Raw genomic sequence first — 20725 nt, forward strand, 5'->3', positions numbered from 1 at the left:
GATGGACCTCCTCCCCTCCGCTGGGAAGCGCCATCGCGTCCCGTACTTCGCCCTCGTCCCCGCCATCGTCGTCGCCGTGCTCGTGCTCGGCGGGATCGCCCTGCGCACGACGCTGCAGATCGAGAAGGCGCGGCAGCAGACCGTCTTCGACGCGACGCTCACCCTCGCCGACGAGCGCGTCGACCGGCTCGACAAGCTGATCATCGCCCAGGACAACGTCGTCGCCGCGCACGTCGACGTGGCGAACCTCTCGGTCATCGCGCGGCGGTGGCTCCCCACGGCGGCCCGCGAGACGCCGACCGTGCGCGCCATCCTGGTCCTCGACATGGACAACGAGGCGCACGACGTGCTCGCGTTCGCCTCGCGCGGCGCGTCCGGGCGGGAGGACGACGCCTTCCGCAAGCTCCTGCTCGCCCGCCTCCTCCCGCAGATGAACTTCGCCGGCGACACGAACGAGCTGCGCCACCTCCACCACGTCATCGATCAGCAGAGCCTGCTCGTGAGCTACTGGCAGCGCGAGCACGCGGGGCGCAAGTGCCTCATCGTCGCGTGGCACGAGGTGCCGCGCCTGGTCCACGAGGTGATGCCCCGGCTCTTCCGCGACCTCGATCGCGAGAAGAGCCGGATGAACGTCATCGACGAGGAGGGCCGCATCGTGTTCGGCCCGCCCATCATCGGCGGCGAGTTCACCGTCGGGCGCCCCTTCCCGACCACGCTCTACAACTGGCGCCTCCAGATGGCGCTCACCACGGCCGAGGAGCTCGGCGAGAAGGTCGAGCGGCAGCGCCTGATCGAGATCCTGATGGTCGGCTTCTCGGCCCTTGTCGCGCTGGCCGGGCTCGCGATCGTGGTGCTCGCCTCCGTGAACGAGCGGCGGCTCGCGGCGCTGAAGAGCGACTTCGTCGCGAACGTGTCCCACGAGCTCAAGACGCCGCTCTCGCTTGTCCGCATGTTCGGCGAGCTCCTCCTCGGCGGCCGCGTCCCCAACGACGAGAAGCGCCGCCAGTACCTGCAGATCATCGTGAGCGAGAGCGAGCGGCTCACCGCGCTCATCGAGAACGTCCTCGATTTCGCCCGCGTCGAGCGGGGCAAGGCCGCCTACGAGTTCGCGCGCGGCAGCGTCGCCGAGGTGGCGACGCGCGCCGTCGACATGTACCGCTACCGCGCCGAGCGCGAGGAGATGACCGTCGAGCTCACGATCGCCGAGGGGCTGCCCGAGGCGCTCATCGACGCGCGCGCGCTCGAGCTCGCCCTCGTGAACCTGCTCGACAACGCGCTCAAGTACGCGAAGGACGGCGGCCGCGTCGCCGTCGCGGTGGAGGCCGAGGGCGGGGGCGGCGGGCGGCTCGCCGCGCTGACGCGCCAGGCGAGGCAGGTCACCATCCGGGTGAGCGACCGCGGGCCGGGCATCGATCCCGACGAGCAGAAGCACATCTTCGAGCGCTTCGCGCGCGGGCGGCGGGCGAGCGAGCGGCAGGTGCGCGGCAGCGGGATCGGGCTCGCGCTCGTGAAGCACATCGCCGAGAGCCATGGCGGCGCCGTGCGGGTCGAGAGCCCGCTCACCGACGACGGGCGCGGCAGCGCGTTCGTCGTGTCGCTCCCCGCGCTGGAGCACGACCGGGAGGCGCAAGAGCGCGCCGCGAACGCCGAGCCGGTCGTGGCCGATCCGGCGCCGGACGCGGGGTCGCCGTGAGGGCGCGCCGGAGCGGCGAGGCGGCGCCCCGGCCGGGTGACGCCGCGGTCGAGGCGGCGCCCCGGCGGAGGGACGCCGCGCGGGGCGCCGCGGTCAAGGCGGCGCTCGACGGGGTGCGCGCGCGGTGCGCCGTCGAGGAGCGCCGCGCGCGAGACCCGGTCTCCTTCGTCCATCGCTACACGGATCCGGCCGATCAGGAGCTCGTGGCGCTCATCGCCGCGTCGCTCGCCTTCGGCAACGTGAAGGCGCTGCACGCCAAGATCGGCGAGGCGCTCGATCGCCTCGGGCCGGAGATCGCCCTCACCGCCGACGACGCCCGGGCCGTCTCGGCGCGGCTGCGCGGCTTCCGGCACCGGATCTACCGCGATCGCGACCTCGTCGGGCTGATCGTCGGCGCGCGGCGGGTGCAGCGGGCCTCGGGCTCGCTCGGCGCCGCCTTTGCGGCCGAGCTCTCGCGCACCGGCGACCTGCGCCAGGCCCTCGGGGCCTGGGTGCGGGCGATCCGACGCGCCGGCGGCCTCGACCGGCGTCCGGACGACCGCGGAGCCGCGCACATCCTCCCCGATCCCGAGAAGGGCAGCGCCGCCAAGCGGCTCATGCTCCTGCTGCGGTGGATGATCCGCCCTGCGGACGGCGTGGACCTCGGCCTGTGGCCGGTGCCCCCGTCGGCCCTCCTCATCCCGGTCGACACGCACATCGAGAAGCTCGGCTACAACATCGGGCTCACCGATCGCAGGGGCGCCACCTGGAAGACGGCAGAGGAGATCACCGCGGCCCTCCGCGGCTTCGATCCAGCCGACCCGGTCAAGTACGACTTCGCCCTCTGCCACCTCGGCATGCTCCAGCAATGCCCGTCGCGGCGCGATCCGGTCCGCTGCCAGGGATGCGGCGTGAAGCCGGTCTGCCGCCACTGGGACGAATGAACACGCCCGCACGGCATATTTCCGTCCGGAACAGCTACGGCCCCGATCAGATCGAGAACGTGAAGGCCTTCGAATTTGAATCAGATTGCAACTGTGATTTGCAACCGTGCAATGATGGCTGGTTGTGGTTGGTGTAAGTATTTGAAATTCTACCCTGCGTGGGGCGGCACAGAGCCTGCAAAATGACACGCGAGCGCCGTCGCGGAGACCTTCCCCCCCCAGGTCCGCGAGGCGCTTTTTTCATTTTGTCTCCGGCAAGCGCATGAGCGCGGCCGTCCGGCAGGCGGCACGGCAAGAAGAGCGCCGCAACCGAGCCCCCCCGAGCTCTGCTGCGGCGTTCTTCCTGCCGTGCCCCCTTTCCCGGGTGCTTACGGGACCCTTGCCAGCTCTCTCCTCGCCCTCATGTGTTGCGATCCGCATGCCACGTTCCGGGTTGGTAGATCTGGAACCTTTGTGCACGCCTGTGCTGGAGCTCTCGATCTCGCGCCGCGGTAGGCCTGGGCACATGGTCATGTCCCCGCGAGACGCGAATCCCAGGGAAAACGAGCCGTTGCCAACGTGCGTTTCCGCCAGGGGCAGTCGCCTCGCGCGCTGTCCGGCGCGATGGGGTGGAGTGGCTTCCGGAGCGCTGTGTGACTTTTTCACGCGCTGCGGGAGATGATCGTGAAACGTCCTGTTCCCATGGATTCATGATCATCCAGACGAGCGAGCCGGGTTGCGGCCTCGACGAGCGACGGACCTGTGTTCCGTCCTTCCTGGTGAAGAAGAATGTCGAGGTTGCCTGCATGCGGAAGCAGCACCAGCAGGTAGATTGACCGTATGGTCTGGACATTCGGGGCAACGCTCCTGGTGGCGCTGGCGCTCGCGGTGCTGGCGGCGATCGGGCTGTGGGCGCACCTCCTTTACTGGGTCAAGCGGCTGACGCTGCCGCTCGAGTACAGCGTGGAAGAGGTCCTGCGGACCGAGGATGGCGCGCCGATCGAGCTCCGCCGCGTCCCGCGCCCGGACGGCGCGGAGGCGCAGCCCGACCTGCCGCCGATCCTGCTGGTCCACGGGCTCGCCGCGAACCACAGGAACCAGGACATCCACCCCGATTACTCGCTCGCTCGCCACCTCGCCACGCTCGGACGCGACGTGTGGTTGCTGACGTTGCGCAGCGGCCGCCTCCTCACCCGCGCCGAGCGCCGCAGCGTCCGGTTCTCCGCCATGGTCCGGTACGATCTTCCCTGCGCCATCGAGGCGATCCTGGAGCGCACCGGCGCCCGTTCGCTGGATTATGTCGGCTTCTCCATGGGGGGCATGCTCCTCTATGCGGCGCTCGGCCGGAGCGTCGCCGGCGATCGGGTCCGCCGCGTCGTCATCGTCGGCTCGCCTGGCCGGCTCACCACGCCGGTGCGCCTCATGCGCTTCCTGCCGGGCCGGCTGCTGCCGGGCGTCCCGCTCCGCCTCATGGCGCGCAGCTTCGCGTTCGCCTCGGAGTGGCTGCCGACGCCGATCCATCACGCCGTGGCCAACCCGCGCAACGTGCCTCCCGGCGTCACGCGGCTCGCGCTCGTCAACTGCATCGAAGACATCCCTGCAGCGCTGAACGCCGACTTCGCCGCGTGGATGGCGAGCGACGGGGAGATCCGCGTGGACGGCGAGAGGGTCCTGGACGGCCTCGCCTCGGTCGCGGCCCCGGCCCTGTTCATCGCGGGCAGCGCCGACAGGATAGCCCCCGCCTCGGCGGTGCGCGCGGCGTTCGACGCATGGGGGCGCGATCGCCCGGAGACGCCGAAGCGCTTTCTCGTGCTCGGGCGCGACTTCGGAGCGCGGGAAGATTACGGTCACGGCGATCTGGCCGTCGGCGCCTATACAGGCGTCGAGCTCTTCGAGCCCATCGCTCGTTTCCTCGGCCCCGATCTGCAGGCCGAAGACGCGCCGGGGCCCGAGACGGGCGCTGTGGCGCTGGAGGCCATCCAGGCGCGTCAGCCGACCTCCGACGAGGCCGCTCCGATGCCGGATCTCCCGGCCGCCTGACGCCCGTGGAGCTCGAACGCGCGCGCGTGGACGTGCGGTGATCGACGATTGCAGAGCGAAAGCGAAGAGGCGTATCCTCGGCGCCGGATCTCTCGGAGCCACGCGGTGGCCGGCCTGTCCGCCGAAGGATGTTCATGAGTCACCCCGGATTGCGCGCCAGATTCGAGCCGTCGTCGATGGCGCTCTGGCTGACGGTCGCGGCGCTCGTCGCCCTTGCCGCCCTCGCCGCGTCCTGCGCGGAGGAGTCGGCCGCCGCGCCGTGTGATGACGGCCTCACGCCGTGCGGGGGAGCGTGCTTCGACACGCAGGCCGATCCGGACCACTGCGGCGGTTGCGAGGGCGTCTGCGCGAGCGGGACGCGGTGCGAGGCGGGCGTGTGCGTCGGCGGGGGCGGGGACGGGGGCGGGGCGGGCGGCGAGCCGTGCGCCTCCGGCCTCGTGGCGTGCAGCGGCGGCTGCGTCGACCTCGCCACCGACGCCGCCCATTGCGGGGGCTGCGGCCAGGAATGCGCGGCCGAACAGCGGTGCGAGGGCGGCGCCTGCCGCTGCGCCTCCGGCTTCACCGCGTGCGGCGGCGGTTGCGTGGACGTGAAGAGCGATCGCCTGCATTGCGGGATCTGCGAGGCGCGCTGCCCCGTCCACGAGACGTGCGTGGAGGGGGCGTGTGTCTGCGACGAGGGCTTCGCCGTCTGCGGCGGCAGGTGCGTCGAGCTGGCCGTCGACCCGGCGCATTGCGGCGCGTGCGACGCGGCGTGCGTCCCGGGGCTGTTCTGCCGGGAGGGCGTGTGCGCCTGCGCCGTCGGCGATTACGAGGACATCGGCTCGACGGTCCCTCAGCTCCTGACGGGCACCACGGTCGGCGCGGAGGCTTATCTCCCGCTCGCCTGCATGGGAGTCGGCTCGACCCAGCTCGTCTACAGGTTCACGGCGGAGCAGGCCGGCTGGTACAAGTTCGACACCGCCGGATCGCGCTACGACACCGCCATCGGCGTGCTGGACTTCGACGCTTGCGAGGAGCTCGCGTGCAACGACGATCGCGGGGGAGCCGTGACGGGCAGCGCCTCGGTGGCCCTCGAGGAAGGGCAGAGCGTCCTCCTCGTCATCTCGGGCTTCGACGGCGCGCAAGGCGACTTCTCCCTTCACCTCGACCGGCTGGCGCCGCCGGCGTGCTCGCTCGACACCCTCGCGACGGCGCTCCCGCTGAGCATCACCGGGGACACCTGGGGGCTCGGCGACGCCGTCTCGACGCATTGCGGTTCAATCGACACCTCCGACGCGAGCTACAGCTTCACCGCGCCGCGCGCTGGCGGGTACGTCTTCGACACGTCCGGATCCGCGTTCGATACCGTCCTCGAGCTGCGCAGGGGGTCCTGCTCCGGGACGGTGATCTCTTGCAACGACAACGACGATGCCATGGGAGCCAAGACGTCGCGCCTCGTCGCGAACCTCGCCGAGGGCCAGACGGTCGTCGCGGTCGTCGACGGCGTCGACGGCGGATCCGGGCCATTCACGCTCAACGTCTCCGAGTACGTGCCGCCTCCCTGTCCGGAGCTCACGCTCGACGCCACGTTTCCGCAGACGGTGACCGGCAACACGGCTATCCCGGAGCGCGTGAGCGCCCTCCCGTCGCCCTGCACCAGGGAGAGCGGCCCCGAGGCCGCTTATGCCTTCACCGCGCCGGCGACCGCGCTCTACACCTTCGACACCTTCGGCTCCTCCTTCGACACGGTCCTGCACGTCCACGAGGGGACATGCAGCGGCGAGAGCATCGCGTGCAACGACGACACCTCTGACAGGCACTCGCAGGTGAAGGTGATGCTCAGCGAGGGAGAGACCGTCGCCGTCGTCGTGGACGGCTACGCTCCGGTCGCCTCCGGCGCCTTCAAGCTCAACGTGAGCCAGACCTTCGTCCTCCCGTGCCCGATGATCGATCTCGGCTCGACGGTGCCTCAGACAGTGACGGGGACCACCGCGGATGCGGCCGACGTCCTGCTCCCGAGCTGCGGCGCCGGCGCCGGCGAGGTGACCTACCGCTTCACCGCGCCCGCGGCCGGCACCTACATCGTCGATACGTTCGGATCGAGCCTCGACACCGTCCTCTCCGTCCTCGACGGCAGCTGCTCCGGGGCCGAGCTCGCGTGCAACGACGACGCGCCGGGAAGCGAGCAGTCGCGGCTGACGCTGGAGCTCGCCGAGGGGCAGACGATCGTCCTCCTCGTGGACGGCCGCGCCGCGGGCGCGTCGGGCGATTTCACGCTCAACATTGCGCGGTACTCCGGCGGCGGCACCTGCTCGACGGCGATCGATCTCGGCTCCGTCGTCCCGCAGGTCGTGACAGGGAGCACCGCGGACCGGCCCGAGTCCGTCCGCCCGACCTGCGGCTCCTCGTCGAATGCTCCAGACATGATCTACCGCTTCACCGCGCCGGAGGACGGGCTCTACATCTTCGATACGTTCGGATCGAGCTTCGACACGATACTCCAGATCTTGAAGGCGAGCTGCGCGGGGACGTCGCTCGGGTGCAACGACAACGCGGTCGGTAAGCAGTCGCGCGTCGCCCTCGGCCTGGCCGCAGATCAAAGCGTCCTCGTCGTCGTCGACGGCCTCGGCACGAGCTCGGGCGACTACGTGCTCCAGGTGGACCGGTTCACCGGCCCGGGGACCTGCGCGACGGCGATCCACCTCGGATCGCCGCTGTCGATCACCAGGACCGGCACCACGCGCGGCCAGCCCGACGCGGTGAGGCCGAAATGCGTGTCCGCGGCGTCCGTGTCCTCTCCGGAGACGGTGTTCACCTATACCGCCCCGAGCCGCGGCACCTATGTCATCGACACGATCGGTTCGTCGTTCAACACCGTCCTTCATGTCCACACGCGTGGCTGCGCCGGCATCGAGCTACAATGCAACGACGATCTGACCAGCTCACAAGCGTCGAAGGTACAGATCGATCTCGCCGCCAACCAGACCATCACCGTGGTCGTCGACGGGTACAATGGAGCGTCCGGCGACTTCACGCTGAAGATCGCCAAGCGCTGAGCCCGCGCTGGATGTGCCCTGGAGCCGGCCCGGCGACGGTGTCTGTCGCGTCGAGCCCGCGGCCCGGACCGCGCGCCGCCAGCCGCGCCCCCCCGCCGGTTGCGGATGCGTCGGCCGCAGGCGTATCCTGGCGCGCGCCTCGTTCTCCGCTCGCCTCGAACGGCCACGCACCCCCCAAGGATGGCTATGGATAGATCCGGATTGCGCCCCAGGCCCGCCCTGTCGTCCGCCGCGCTGCTCCTGGCTGCGGCGGTCGTCCTCGCGGCGTCGTGCGCGGAGAGCCCCAAGGTGTCGAGCGAGTGCCCCGACGGGCTGTCGCGGTGCAATGGAGGGTGCGTCGAGCTCCAGGCGAACGTCGAGCACTGCGGCGCGTGCGGCGACGCCTGCGAAGAGGGGCAGCTCTGCGTGAATGGCCGCTGCAGCGGGGGCGGCGGCGAGGGCGGCCGCGAACTAGGGACCGGCGTCGGGGGCGGGGAGGAGTGCGGAGAAGGCCAGTCCGACTGCTCAGGCCAGTGCGTGAACCTCGAGACCGACCTGCGGAACTGCGGCGATTGCGGCGTCGAGTGCGCGGAGGGGCACGTCTGCGCGGACGGCTCCTGCGCGTGCGCGGGCGACCTCACCGAGTGCGACGGCGCCTGCGTGGATGTGCTGAGCGACCGGCGCAACTGCGGCGAGTGTGAATCCAGCTGCGCGCCTGCCCAGTCGTGCGTCGCTGGCGTCTGCACCTGCCCCGCCGGCCTCGCGGCGTGTGGTCGCGCGTGCGCCGATCTGCAGACGAGCCAGCTCCACTGCGGCGCCTGCGGCGTCGCGTGCGAGCGAGGGGCGTTATGCCAGGCAGGCGCCTGCTCCTGCGTCCTCGGGACGTATGACGAGCTCAGCAACACGTTCCCGCTGACGATCACGGGGACCACCATCAGCGGCGAGACGAACTACGATCTCGCGTGCGTGGCCGCCGGCTCGTCGGAGCGGGTCTACCGCTTCACGCCTTCCGAGGCGGGGACATACACGCTGGACACCGTCGGGTCCACCTTCGATACGGCCATCGGGGTGCTGGGAGCGACCACCTGCGCTCAGCTCGCCTGCAACGATGACATGGCCACCGGGGTCGCCCACGCGCGGGTCCGCGCGATCCTCGAGGCGGGTCAGGAGGTCCTCATCGTCGTGACCGGCTTCGACGGAGGGGAGGGCGATTTCACGCTCAACATGACGAAGGCCGATCTGCCGAAGTGCCCTGGGTGGGCGATCGACGCTCCGCTCCCGACGACCCTCACCGGCAACACCGAGCACTTCGGCGACGCGATCAGGTCGACGTGCGGAGGCGCAGACAGCCCCGACGCGAGCTACAGCTTCACGGCGCCGGCGGCCGGGAAGTATGTATTCGATACCTTCGGCTCCGGGTTCAATACGATCCTGGAGCTGCGCGACGGCGCGTGTGATGGCGGCGTGCTCACCTGCTCCGACGACGCAGGAGAAGGGTCGCAGTCGCGCGCCACGGTGGAGCTCCGCGCCGGCCAGAAGGTCGTGGCGGTCATCGACGGCTTCGAGGGCGCGCGTGGGCCCTATACGCTGAACGTCGCCGAGTGGGCTCCGCCCAGGTGCCCCATGGTGGATCTCGGCTCCACCTACCCGCAGACGGTCACGGGCCGCACGTCAGGCCTCGACGGCGTCCTCCAGCCCCCGGCGGACTGCGCCATGGGCAATTCCCCCGAGGTCAGCTACAGCTTCACGGCGCCCATCGCCGGCCGGTACACATTCGATACGACCGGCTCGACCTTCGACACGGTGGTCCACGTTCACGACGGCAGCTGCACGGGCGCCTTGCTGGGGTGCAGCTACGACGCGGGGGACTTGGCGTACGGATCGCAGGTGACCACGCCCCTCGCGCAGGGGCAGACGGCGTATGTGGTCGTGGACGGCGCGTCCGGGAAGCATGGCGCGTTCAAGCTCAACGTGAGCGGCACCTCGGTCCCCCCGTGCCCGGAGAGGGCGCTGGAGTCGGTCGTCCCGCAGACCGTGTCGGGGACGACCGTCGGCGCCGGCGACTACGTGAGCGCGCCGTGCGGCGCGCCCGGCGGCGAAGACAGGGCGTACGGCTTCACGGCGCCGGCCGACGGACTGTACGTCTTCGATACGTTCGGATCGAGCTTCGACACGGTCGTCCACGTGCACGCGGGCACGTGCGGCGGCGCGGTGCTCGGCTGCAACGACAACGCCACGGGCGTCCCCCAGTCGCGGATCGTGGTGCCGCTCGCCGCGGGGCAGGAGACCGTCGTCGTGGTCGATGGCGCCAGCGCCGAACCTCAGGCCGCGGGCCCGTTCACGCTCAACATCAGCCTGTTCCAGGAGGACGGCATCTGCGGGAACCCCGTCGATCTCGGCTCGACGGTCCCGCAGACGACGAGCGGCTCCACCCTGTTCCACCCGAACTTGGCCACGCCGAGCTGCGTCCCGTCGAGCGGCAACGACAGGGTCTATCGCTTCACCGCGCCGGCGGACGGGACCTACGTCATCGACACGCTGTCGTCGAACTTCGACACCGTCCTTCACGTGCACGACGGCGACGGCTGCTCCGGCCCCGAGCTCGCGTGCAACGACAACGCGGTCATGACGACCAGCTCGCGCGTGACCGTGACCCTCACCGAAGGGCAGGTGATCACGATCATCGGCGACAGCCGGCGTTCCGCCTCCGGCAACCTCGTCCTCACCATCGCCGCCATCCCTTGAGCGGGGAGCGGCGGGGCGGCTGCTGGGGTGGGTCGGCCGCCGCGGGGCCGGGGGGCTCGGGGGCCACGGAGAGGGGAGGGGGGCGCGGAGCGGCGCGCGTGGGGGCAGGTGGAGCGGCATGGAGCGATCGGGAGCCATGGAAGGCGGCCAGCGCTCTCGTCGGTGAGCGACGCGGGCGTGCGCGTCGACACGTCGACGCGCACGCCCTAGGAGTTTTCTTGAGAGCGGCGCCCGCCCGTGCGAGTCTCGGCCCCCTTGGGACTTGCGCCCGTCGTCCGGGACGCGCCCCTGTGATCCGGGTCGAACCATGCCAAAGGAACGCGTGTTCTCCCTTGATGCCGTTCGGACCGACGGCTGGTTCGAGCGCATAGGCGACGGCATCGGCAGCTTCCAGGCGCTCTGCGAGATCGTGGGCGAGGCGTTCTTTGCCTTCTCGATGATTACGGGCGCCCGCATCACGGCGCTCACCGTCGACCGCCGCAACCCGGACAACACCCTGGTCGACTTCGTTATCGCGCCGCCGGGCGAGGAGGACATCGACGGCGACGTCCAGCGGCTCACGCTCGCGGACTTCCGCCACCGCCTCGTCGGCGCCCTCCTCACGGAGGACACGACGCCGCCCGCGCCCGAGCGGGACACCGACCTCGAGGGCATCCAGCTCCACATCGGCGTCCGCTACCTGCTGCTCGCCCCGCTCTACGGCTACAGCCTCCGCAAGCTCGCCATCGAGGGGAAGACCTCGCGCCTCCTCCTCCTGCGCGACGGCATCGAGGAGACCCACGAGCTCAACGAGTTCCGCGCCCGCATCCGCTCGCACGTGCGCGACGAGCTCGAGCGCGCCTCGGCCGGCGCGCGCTCCGCCATCGATCTGACGAAGGTCGCCGAGGCCGAGGTCGCCTCGCAGCGCGGCGACTTCCCGAAGGTGATCCAGCTGCTCGGCACCTGGCCGGCCCCGCTCGCGATCTTCCTGCGCACGCCCGAGGGGCAGATGCTCACGCCGGACGCCCGCAGCCTGATCGCCAAGGGCCTCGGCCTCCTCGGCACCGCGTGCGTCAAGCTCGGCGAGGAGCACCAGGGCGAGGAGGTCATGCGCCTCGCCGTCCAGTATGCGCACGACGGGGCCGCAGCGGGCGACATCTTCCGCCGGCTGGGCGAGGCCATGCTCGAAGACGGCCGGGCCGGCGAGGCCATCGGCCCCCTCCGGCGCGCCGCCAACCTCGGCGCTCCGCCGAAGCAGATCTGGCCGCTGCTCGCGCGGGCGTTCGTGCAGCGCAAGAAGTTCGTCGCCGCCCTCGCCTGCGTCCGCGAGGCGCGGAGCGTGGGCGTGGCGGACGCCGACATGGTGGAGGAGATCCGGGAGATCGAGGCCAGCCTGGGGACGGCGCTCACCGCGTGGCGAGGGCTGGTCCTGGCCGCGAACCGCTCCTAGGATCGCGGTCCGCCGGTTGCTCGCCGGTTGCCCGACCGCCTCCATTGACACCCCCGCGGCGGCCGACTAGATCCGGCGCGGATTAAGCCGGGATCGCTCGGATTTTTGCTGCTCCAGGCAGCATCGCCGCGTCGCTCTCACCTTTTTGGACTGCATGGTTCGGGGCCGTGGGCCCCGAGGTCTCGCCCCGAGACGCCGCGCGCCTCGGCGAGATGGTCGACCCCTCCAGGGGTCGACGCGTAGGAGTGCTCTCTCGATGGCCACCTACATCCCCCTGTTCCTGCTGTTTCTCGTCGCCGCGATCATCGCGCTCGCGATGTTCACGCTGACGTCGCTGCTCGGCCCGAGGAACCCGACGCCCGAGAAGATGATCCCGTACGAGTGCGGCAGCGACTCGACGGGCGGGCGGTTCGTCAAGCCGAGCGTGAAGTTCTACCTGACGGCGATCCTCTTTGTCGTGTTCGACATCGAGGCGGTGCTCATCTACCCGTGGTCGGTCCAGTTCCGGACCCTCGGGTGGACGGGCCTCGCGACGATGAGCTCGTTCGTCGCGCTGCTCGTCGTGGCGCTCGTGTACGTGTGGAAGAAGGGAGCTCTGGAATGGGAGAAGTGAAGGCCGGTGGGCCCTCGACGCGGGTGATGGAGGGCTCCGAGCACGGCTTCGCGACCACGCGCGTGGACGCGCTGCTGAACTGGGCGAAGAAGTACTCGCTGTTCCAGTACCCGTTCGTGACGGCCTGCTGCGGCATGGAGTACATGGCGATGGCGAGCCCGCGCTTCGACATGGCGCGGTTCGGCGCCGAGGTGCCGCGCTTCTCGCCGCGCCAGGCCGACCTGCTCTGGGTGGTGGGGACCATCAGCCAGCGCCAGGCGCCGGCGCTCCGCCGCATCTACGAGCAGATGGCGGACCCGAAATGGGTGCTCGCCTTCGGCACGTGCGCCTCGTGCGGCGGCTTCTACGACAACTACACGACCGTCGCCGGCATCGACAAGGTCATCCCCTGCGACGTCTACGTGCCCGGCTGTCCGCCGCGCCCCGAGGCGGTGCTCGACGGCCTCATGCTGCTCCAGGACAAGATCGCGCGCGGCGATCGCACGCCGGCGATCGTCAAGCCGCGCGAGGACCCGGCGCAGACGACGGAGCACCTCGTCACCCTCCAGCGCAAGGAGCGGAGCCTGCCATGAGCAAGAAGGTCCTGGAGCTCCTCACGGCGCAGTTCCCGGGCGCCGTCCTGGAGACGCACTCGCAGTTCGGCGACGACACGGCGGTGCTCGATCCCGCCGTGTGGCGCGACGCCGCCCTGTTCCTCCGCAACGACCCGCGGACCCTGATGAACATGTTCGTCGACCTGACGGCGGTCGACTACCTCTGGCGCGGCGACGTGCCCCGCTTCGAGGTGGTCTGCCACCTGCGGTCGTTCGAGCGCAACCACCGCATCCGGATCAAGGCGCGCGTCGGCGACGAGGAGGGCAACGGCGCCGAGATCGACTCGATCGTCCCGGTGTGGAAGGGCGCGAACTGGTTCGAGCGCGAGTGCTACGACCTGCTCGGCATCGTCTTCAAGGGGCACCCGGATCTCCGGCGCATCCTGATGTACCCGGAGTTCGAGGGGCACCCCCTGCGCAAGGACTACCCGGCCAACCGCATCCAGCCGCTCATCCCGTTCCGGGACGTGCCGAACACCGGCAAGCTGCCGCCGTTCGGCCCCGACGAGGGCATGAGCTTCGGCCGCCAGTCGCACGACTTCGCGTTGCGCGGCCCTGGGGCGTCGATCGACGGAGACGAGGCCGTGAGCAACGGCAAGCGCGCGGGCGCGCTGGAGGAGCGGAGCTGACCCATGGAACCCCTGGATCGCGAGCTGGACGAGGCAGAGCTCGACCTACCGAGCGAGCCGATGCTCCTCAACATGGGGCCGTCCCACCCGGCGATGCACGGCACGGTGCGCATCGTGCTCGAGCTGTCCGGTGAGACGATCAACAAGGCCGACGTGCAGATCGGCTACCTGCACCGCGGCTTCGAGAAGATGTGCGAGCGCGGCACGTGGTCGCAGGTCTTCCCGTACGTCGACCGGCTCAACTACGTCTCGCCGATGCTCAACAACGTCGGCTTCGCGCTGGCGGTCGAGAAGATGCTCGGCGTCACGGTGCCCGAGCGCTGCCAGTACTACCGCGTGATCCTCGGCGAGCTGGCGCGCATCTGCGATCACATGATCTGCAGCGGCGCCATGAGCATGGAGCTCGGCGCGTTCACGCCGTTCCTCTACCTGTGCCGCGCGCGCGAGATCTTCTGGGAGATCTTCGAGGAGGAGACGGGGGCGCGCCTGACGCACAGCTTCGGCCGCGTCGGCGGCATGGCGCGGCCGCCCACGGCCGACTTCAAGGCGATGGTCCGCGTGGGCCTCGCGCGCGTGCTCGCGCTCGTGAACGACGCCGAGAAGCTCATCCTCAAGAACCGCATCTTCCTCGATCGCCTCGACGGCGTCGGGCAGATCTCGCAGGAGGACGCGCTCGCGCTCGGCTGGACCGGCGTCGTGCTCCGGGCGACCGGCGTGCCCTACGACGTGCGCCGGGCGAACCCGTACATGGTCTACGACCGCTTCGACTTCGACGTGCCGGTCGGCACGCGGGGCGACAACTACGACCGGTTCATGTGCCGCCAGGAGGAGATCCGCCAGGCGGGGAGGATCATCGAGCAGGCGCTCGAGCAGATGCCCGACGAGGGGCCCATCAACATCGACGATCCGCGCATCGTGCTGCCGCCGAAGGAGGAGGTCTACACGACCATCGAGGCGACCATCCAGCACTTCAAGATCGTCATGGAGGGCATCAAGGTGCCCGCGGGCGAGTGCTACTCGTACACCGAGGCCGGCAACGGCGAGCTCGGCTTCTACCTGGTGTCCGACGGCAGCGGCACGCCGTACCGCGTGCGCATCCGTCCGCCGTGCTTCGCCACGACGCAGGGGCTCTCCCAGCTCATCACCGGGCTGATGATCCCGGACGTCGTGCCGACCTTCGGCTCCCTCAACATGATCGGCGGGGAGTGCGACCACTAGCGACGGCGCGAGGAGCGCTCCCGTCATCGACTTAGGAAAGCAAGGGCCCTCCGCGGCCCCGCCGGGAATCGAGAGCACGATGCCTACGATCAAGATCGACGGAAGGGAGATCCCCTTCGAGAGCGGTGACACGATCATCCGCGCGGCGCACCGCGCCGGGATCGACATCCCCCATTACTGCTGGCACCCGGGCCTCAGCGTCGCCGCCAACTGCCGGATGTGCCTGGTCGAGGTGCTGCCGCCGCCGGGGCGGCCGGCGATGAGCCTCGACATCCTCCGCTGGGACGCGGCGAAGCAGGACTACGTGCCGGCGGCGAAGCCGAAGCTCCAGCCGGCCTGCCAGATGGCCTGCGCGAACGGCATGGAGGTGCTGTCCGAGAGCAGCGACCACGTGTCCGAGGCGCGCTCGGCGGTGCAGGAGCTCCTGCTGCTGAACCACCCGGTCGACTGCCCGATCTGCGACCAGGCCGGCGAGTGCCGCCTCCAGGACTACTGGCTGGAGCACCAGCGCAAGGGCAAGCGGATGCGGCAGGAGCCCGTGCACAAGCCGAAGGCGGTCACGTTCGGCCCGACCATCGTGTACGACGCCGAGCGCTGCATCGTCTGCACGCGGTGCATCCGCGTCTGCAACGAGCTCGCCCGGGATCCGGTGCTCTCCGTCCGCGAGCGCGGCAACCTCGGGGAGATCACGGTCTCGCCGGGGCGCGAGCTCGACCACAACTACACGCTCATGACCGAGCACGTCTGCCCGGTCGGCGCGCTCACGTCGCGCGACTTCCGGTTCAAGGCGCGCGTCTGGTTCCTCCGCAGCGCCCGGACCGTCTGCCAGGGCTGCGCGACGGGCTGCAACGCCTACCTCGACTACGATCCGCGCAACAACACGCCGTACCGGCACCGCCCCCGCGAGAACATGGCGGTCAACACGTACTGGATGTGCGACGAGGGCATGCTCTCGTACCGGCACGCGGTCGAGGGGCGGCTGCTCACGGCGCTCGTCGGCAACGACGACGCGAGCGTCGATGACGCGCTCGCCGCGGCCAAGGAGCAGCTCGCCGGCCACGGCGACGACCCGGCGAAGGTCGCGATCGTCCTGTCGGCGCAGCACTCGAACGAGGACAACTTCGCGCTCTACCACCTCGCCACGACGTACCTCGGCGCGACCGACTTCTTCGTGTCGGGCAAGCCGCTCGGCCAGGGCGACGACATCCTCATCAGCGAGGACAAGAACCCGAACACCCGCGGCGCCGTGCAGATCGCGGCGGCGACCCCGCCGCGCCCGGTCGCGGAGCTGATCCAGGGGATCGCGTCCGGGCAGTACGCGTACGTGGTCGCCCTCGGGTCGGACCTCGAGGTCGACGCGGGCGAGGCGCAGCGGGCGTTCTCGCGGCTGAAGGGGGTGGTGACGGTCGCCGCGCACGAGGGGCCGCTCGCGAAGGCCGCGCGCGTCGCGCTGCCGGCGTGCTCCTGGGCCGAGGCCGAGGGGACGTACGTGAACGGCAAGGGCCTGGCGCAGCGGAGCGAGCGGGCGCTGCTCCCGCACGGCGACGCGCGCCCGGCCTGGGAGCTCATCGGCCGGCTCGGGCGCGCGCTCGGGTACGAGACCGGGTGGAAGACCCTGGCCGAGCTCCGCCGCGCGATGCCGCCCGGCGCGGCGCTTGGTGGGGCAGCCGCTCCCACCGCGGCGCCCTCTGCGCACGCCGCGCCGGCGCCCGCCGCCGCCGACGGCGCGCGGGTCGAGCCGAAGAAGACGGAGGCCACGGCATGACCAGCGTCGAGCTCGTTCTCGCGATCGTCAAGATCCTCATCGTCGTCCTGTTCCTGCTGAACATGGCGGCGATCGCCACCTGGGCCGACCGGCGCCAGGGCGCGATGGTGCAGGACCGCGTCGGCCCGAACCGGGCGGTCGTCTACCTGCCGTCCCTGGTCGTGCGGGGCATCGTGTTCTTCCCGCCGGCGCTGCTCGCGGCGCTCTCCGTGTTCACGGCGACGCGCCCGGCGTCCGCGCCGGCCGCGGCCGAGACGATGGTGGCCGCCGCGCAGTTCGCGGTGGCGGTGGCCTGGCTCGGGCTGATCGTGTTCTGCGCGTCGGCCCGCAGCGGCGGCCCGATCAACCCCGCGGAAGAGGCGCTCGCCCGCGTCGAGCCCCGGAGCATCTTCTACGGGGGCGTCATGGCCCACGTCGCGGTCTTCTTCCTGACGCAGGCGGTCCCGCTCTCGGCGGCGCCCGTCGTCGCGCGGGTCGCGTGTGTGCTGCTCGGCGCGCTGCTGCTCGTGACGGGCGCCTACGCGGCGCTGCGCGTGCCCGAGGGCAAGATCCCGCTGCGGCTCCTCGGCACGCTCCACGCCGCGGCCGACGCGATCAAGATGATCTGGAAGGAGGACTTCATCCCGAAGAACGCCGACCGGCTCCTCCACTCGCTCGCGCCGCTGCTCGCGATGTTCCCGGCGCTCGTGACGTTCGCGGTCATCCCGTTCGGCGACAAGCTCTGCTTCGAGGACAACGGCGACGGGGTCTTCGGCTTCGGAGACCTCCCGCTGCTCAAGCGGACGGTCGACCAGGCGTTCACGTGCGGCGGCCACGTCGTGAACCTCCAGGTCGCGGACCTCAACGTCGGCATCCTCTACATCTTCGCGATGGCGGGCACCGGCATCATCGGCGCCGCGCTCGCCGGCTGGGCGAGCGACAACAAGTTCTCGCTGCTCGGCGGCCTGCGCGCCGCGAGCCAGATGGTCAGCTACGAGGTCGCGATGGGCCTCAGCATCGTCGGGCTCTTCATCATCTACGGCAGCGTCCGGCTCGGCGACATGGTGCAGTGGCAGGCCGAGCACACGTGGGGGATCTTCGTCCAGCCGCTCGCGTTCGTCCTGTTCCTCGCGGCCCTCGCGGCCGAGACGAAGCGCATCCCGTTCGACCAGCCCGAGGGCGAGAGCGAGATCGTCGCCGGTTACTTCGTCGAGTACTCCGGGATGAAGTTCGGCATGTTCATGACGGGCGAGTACGTGGAGCTCATCACGTCGAGCGCGCTCCTCGTCACGCTCTTCTTCGGCGGCTACCACCTGCCGTTCCTGGACCGCGACGGCATCAACATCGCCTTCGGCGACGCGACGCTCTTCCAGTACAAGATGACCCACTTCGCCGTGAGCCTGACCTACGTGCTGGCGTTCTTCGGCAAGACGATCCTCATGGCGTGGGTGCAGGTCTTCTTCCGCTGGACGCTGCCGCGCTTCCGTTACGACCAGGTGATGCGGCTCGGGTGGACGAAGCTCCTGCCGCTCACGATCGTCAACATGATGGTCACGGGCATCGTCGTGCTGGCCGTCGAGTCGGCGCCCGCGGGGCTCGTCGGCGGTCTCCAGGTCGCGGCCGACGTCACCCACGCGGTCGTCGCCCTGGGCGGGTTCGCGGCGGTCGTGGCGCTGATCGCCGGCCTGCTCGAGCCGGTCGAGCGCCAGCGCACCGTCAACTCCACCTCGTCCCGGTTCGCTGCCGCGGCGGGGGGCACCAAGGCGTCGCCGCAGCAGGCGTAGAGGAGGATCTCATGGCGAGAGCTACCCCCAGCACCACGTGGACGAAGCCGGCCGCCAGGCCGGTCGCCGGCAAGCCGATCCCGCGCCCGACCCGGAGCGCCGACGTCCAGGCCTACATCCCCGAGATGGTCAAGGGCCTGGGGATCACGATGAAGCACTTCTTCAAGAACACGAAGGAGATGGTGCTCGGCCAGAAGCCCGACCCGGTGCTGCACGCGCTCGAGCCGGGCGTCACGACGATCAGCTACCCCGAGGAGAAGCGCCCCTACCCGGAGCGCTTCAGGGGCATCCACCGGCTCACGCTGCGCGAGGACAACTCGCCCCGCTGCGTCGCGTGCCTCTGCTGCTCGACGGCGTGCCCGGCGCAGTGCATCGCGATCGAGCCGGCCGAGTACCCCGACGGCGATCGGCGGAAGGGCTACGAGCGGTACCCGAGCAGCTTCGTCATCGACGAGCTCCGCTGCGTCTTCTGCGGCTTCTGCGTCGAGGCGTGCCCCGTCGACGCCATCCGCATGGACACCGGCCTCCACGCGGTGCCCTACGACTCGCGCGAGCAGTTCATCTACCGGCGCGATCTCCTCATGAGCCTCTCCGATCGCTCGGGCTCCCGGCTGACGGCGAACAAGCGCCACGAGCCGGGCGACCCGACGCACCCTGGCCTCTCGCGCGACCACGCGGATCACTGAGCCGGTCATCCCCCCGGCAGGCCGCGGCGCCTGCCGGGCGACGGAGCCCGGGCATCTCGCCTCTCGTCCGGCCGCGGTTCTGCTAGAAGGGCGGGTCATGGCGACGACGTACGGCTCCTTCGAGGCGGTCATCGGGCTCGAGGTCCACGCGCAGCTCCTCACCCGGACCAAGGCGTTCTGCGGCTGCGCGACAAGCTTCGGCGACCCGCCGAACACGCACACGTGCCCGGTCTGCCTCGGCCTCCCGGGGGCGCTCCCGGTCCTGAACCGCGAGGCGGTCCGGATGGCGGTGAGCGCCGCGCTCGTGCTCGGCTGCGCCGTCCAGGAGAGCAGCGTCTTCGCGAGGAAGAACTACTTCTACCCCGACCTGCCGAAGGGCTTCCAGATCAGCCAGTTCGATCGGCCGCTCGCGCTGCGCGGCCACCTCGAGATCGAGACCGAGGCGGGCATGACGCGGGCAGGGATCACGCGCGTCCACATGGAGGAGGACGCCGGCAAGAACGTCCACGGCATCGGCGGCCTGTCGGTCGTCGATCTCAACCGCGCCGGCACGCCGCTCATCGAGATCGTCGGCGAGCCCGACCTCCGCTCGGGCGCGGAGGCGGCCGAGTACCTGAAGCGGCTGCGCGAGATCCTGATGTTCATCGGCGTGAACGACGGCAACCTCGAGCAGGGCAGCTTCCGCTGCGACGCCAACGTTTCGGTCCGCAAGGTGGGGGAGACGAAGCTCGGCACGCGGACGGAGCTCAAGAACATCAACTCGTTCCGCTTCGTCGCCGAGGCGATCGACCTCGAGATCCGGCGGCAGATCGCGCTCATCGAGCAGGGCGGCCGCGTCCGGCAGCAGACCCGCGGGTACAACGCCGAGAAGAAGGAGACGTACCTCCTCCGCGACAAGGAGAACGAGTCCGGCTACCGCTACTTCCCCGAGCCGGATCTGCCGCCGCTCGTCGTGGACGAGGCGTTCCTCGCCGACGTGCGCGGCGCGCTCCCGGAGCCGCCCGTCGACAAGCGGCGCCGCTTCACCGAGTCGCTCGGCCTCACCCCGTACGCGGCGTCGGTCCTGACCGGCCACCCGCGGATCGCGGCGTTCTTCGAGGAGGCCGCGCGCCTCCACGGCGACGCCGTGAAGGTCGCGAACTTCGTCCAGGGCGAGGTGCTGCGCGACACCCGGACGACGGGGCTCTCCGCGACGTTCCCGGTCGCCCCCGGCCAGGTGGCCGCGCTGCTCCGCCTCGTGGACGAGGGCGCGATCAGCGGCAAGCAGGCCAAGGAGGTGTACACGGAGATGGCCGGCACGGACCGGGCGCCCGGCGACATCGTCCGCGACAAGGGCATGGCCGTGATGAGCGACGCCGCCGCGATCGAGGCGGTCGCCGCGTCGGTCATCGCCGCGAACGAGAAGCAGGCGGCGGCGTACCGCGCCGGCAAGGCCGCGCTGTTCGGCTTCTTCGTGGGGCAGATCATGAAGAAGACAGGGGGCAGCGCGAACCCGGCCGTCGTGAACGACGTGCTGAAGCGGCTGCTCGACGGCGCTCCCGCCACGGGCGGGTGACGGGGCTTTCTCCGGGCGCAAGCGTGAAATAGGGTGCCGCTGGCAGGCGCTCTCGCCGCGCGAGCCGGGGCGCGCCCGGC

The 20725-nt window shown here is 70.6% G+C and carries 14 protein-coding genes; all 14 read left to right on the plus strand.

Features of this window, described 5'->3' with window-relative positions; genetic code table 11:
* Position 1 precedes the first annotated feature (1 nt).
* The 14 genes from WMF22_RS02800 (at position 2) to gatB (ending at position 20645) form a co-directional block, all read left to right on the plus strand.
* Positions 2–1693 (plus strand): sensor histidine kinase, encoded by a 1692-nt coding sequence (locus tag WMF22_RS02800; protein WP_437297595.1) that lies wholly within the window; start codon positions 2–4, stop codon positions 1691–1693.
* Positions 1690–2616, plus strand: coding sequence for a TIGR02757 family protein (locus tag WMF22_RS02805; RefSeq protein ID WP_437297596.1), 927 nt, complete (start codon positions 1690–1692; stop codon positions 2614–2616). The genes WMF22_RS02800 and WMF22_RS02805 overlap by 4 nt, the downstream gene beginning before the upstream one ends.
* Positions 2617–3435: 819 nt before the next feature.
* Positions 3436–4635 carry an alpha/beta fold hydrolase gene (locus WMF22_RS02810; protein WP_437297598.1) on the plus strand — a complete coding sequence of 400 codons (1200 nt, stop codon included), beginning with the start codon at positions 3436–3438 and terminating at the stop codon, positions 4633–4635.
* A gap of 134 nt (positions 4636–4769) precedes the next feature.
* Positions 4770–7670 carry an MXAN_6577-like cysteine-rich protein gene (locus tag WMF22_RS02815; RefSeq protein ID WP_438034750.1) on the plus strand — a complete coding sequence of 967 codons (2901 nt, stop codon included), beginning with the start codon at positions 4770–4772 and terminating at the stop codon, positions 7668–7670.
* A gap of 186 nt (positions 7671–7856) precedes the next feature.
* Positions 7857–10394, plus strand: coding sequence for an MXAN_6577-like cysteine-rich protein (locus WMF22_RS02820; protein WP_437297600.1), 2538 nt, complete (start codon positions 7857–7859; stop codon positions 10392–10394).
* A 322-nt stretch (positions 10395–10716) separates the two neighbouring features.
* Entirely contained in the window at positions 10717–11823 is a 1107-nt protein-coding gene (locus WMF22_RS02825) for a hypothetical protein (protein WP_438034751.1), read from the plus strand.
* Between the two features lie 256 nt (positions 11824–12079).
* Positions 12080–12436, plus strand: a complete 357-nt coding sequence (locus WMF22_RS02830; protein ID WP_437297602.1) for an NADH-quinone oxidoreductase subunit A — start codon at positions 12080–12082, stop codon at positions 12434–12436.
* A 26-nt stretch (positions 12437–12462) separates the two neighbouring features.
* Positions 12463–13008: an NADH-quinone oxidoreductase subunit B gene (locus tag WMF22_RS02835; protein WP_437301525.1), complete on the plus strand. Its 546-nt coding sequence runs from the start codon at positions 12463–12465 to the stop codon at positions 13006–13008.
* The gene (locus WMF22_RS02840; RefSeq protein WP_437297603.1) at positions 13005–13658 is read left to right on the plus strand and encodes an NADH-quinone oxidoreductase subunit C; all 654 of its coding nucleotides are present in this window, start codon (positions 13005–13007) and stop codon (positions 13656–13658) included. The genes WMF22_RS02835 and WMF22_RS02840 overlap by 4 nt, the downstream gene beginning before the upstream one ends.
* 3 nt (positions 13659–13661) lie before the next feature.
* Positions 13662–14876, plus strand: coding sequence for an NADH-quinone oxidoreductase subunit D (locus WMF22_RS02845; protein WP_437297604.1), 1215 nt, complete (start codon positions 13662–13664; stop codon positions 14874–14876).
* Positions 14877–14955: 79 nt separating this feature from the next.
* Positions 14956–16641, plus strand: a complete 1686-nt coding sequence (locus WMF22_RS02850) for a 2Fe-2S iron-sulfur cluster-binding protein (RefSeq protein WP_437297605.1) — start codon at positions 14956–14958, stop codon at positions 16639–16641.
* Positions 16638–18404 (plus strand): complex I subunit 1/NuoH family protein, encoded by a 1767-nt coding sequence (locus tag WMF22_RS02855; protein WP_437297606.1) that lies wholly within the window; start codon positions 16638–16640, stop codon positions 18402–18404. The genes WMF22_RS02850 and WMF22_RS02855 overlap by 4 nt, the downstream gene beginning before the upstream one ends.
* An 11-nt stretch (positions 18405–18415) precedes the next feature.
* Positions 18416–19090, plus strand: coding sequence for a NuoI/complex I 23 kDa subunit family protein (locus tag WMF22_RS02860; RefSeq protein WP_437297607.1), 675 nt, complete (start codon positions 18416–18418; stop codon positions 19088–19090).
* A 97-nt stretch (positions 19091–19187) separates the two neighbouring features.
* Positions 19188–20645 carry an Asp-tRNA(Asn)/Glu-tRNA(Gln) amidotransferase subunit GatB gene (gatB, locus tag WMF22_RS02865; RefSeq protein WP_438034752.1) on the plus strand — a complete coding sequence of 486 codons (1458 nt, stop codon included), beginning with the start codon at positions 19188–19190 and terminating at the stop codon, positions 20643–20645.
* Positions 20646–20725 lie beyond the last annotated feature (80 nt).

This window comes from Sorangium sp. So ce204 (assembly GCF_051526795.1).
Taxonomy (GTDB): domain Bacteria; phylum Myxococcota_A; class Polyangia; order Polyangiales; family Polyangiaceae; genus Sorangium; species Sorangium cellulosum_B.

Coding starts and splice junctions, on each gene's coding strand:
- WMF22_RS02800 (WP_437297595.1), top strand. CDS start 2: ATGGACCTCCTCCCCTCCGCTGGGAAGCGCCATCGCGTCCCGTACTTC.
- WMF22_RS02810 (WP_437297598.1), top strand. CDS start 3,436: ATGGTCTGGACATTCGGGGCAACGCTCCTGGTGGCGCTGGCGCTCGCG.
- WMF22_RS02815 (WP_438034750.1), top strand. CDS start 4,770: ATGAGTCACCCCGGATTGCGCGCCAGATTCGAGCCGTCGTCGATGGCG.
- WMF22_RS02820 (WP_437297600.1), top strand. CDS start 7,857: ATGGATAGATCCGGATTGCGCCCCAGGCCCGCCCTGTCGTCCGCCGCG.
- WMF22_RS02830 (WP_437297602.1), top strand. CDS start 12,080: ATGGCCACCTACATCCCCCTGTTCCTGCTGTTTCTCGTCGCCGCGATC.
- WMF22_RS02835 (WP_437301525.1), top strand. CDS start 12,463: ATGGAGGGCTCCGAGCACGGCTTCGCGACCACGCGCGTGGACGCGCTG.
- WMF22_RS02840 (WP_437297603.1), top strand. CDS start 13,005: ATGAGCAAGAAGGTCCTGGAGCTCCTCACGGCGCAGTTCCCGGGCGCC.
- WMF22_RS02845 (WP_437297604.1), top strand. CDS start 13,662: ATGGAACCCCTGGATCGCGAGCTGGACGAGGCAGAGCTCGACCTACCG.
- WMF22_RS02850 (WP_437297605.1), top strand. CDS start 14,956: ATGCCTACGATCAAGATCGACGGAAGGGAGATCCCCTTCGAGAGCGGT.
- WMF22_RS02855 (WP_437297606.1), top strand. CDS start 16,638: ATGACCAGCGTCGAGCTCGTTCTCGCGATCGTCAAGATCCTCATCGTC.
- WMF22_RS02860 (WP_437297607.1), top strand. CDS start 18,416: ATGGCGAGAGCTACCCCCAGCACCACGTGGACGAAGCCGGCCGCCAGG.
- gatB (WP_438034752.1), top strand. CDS start 19,188: ATGGCGACGACGTACGGCTCCTTCGAGGCGGTCATCGGGCTCGAGGTC.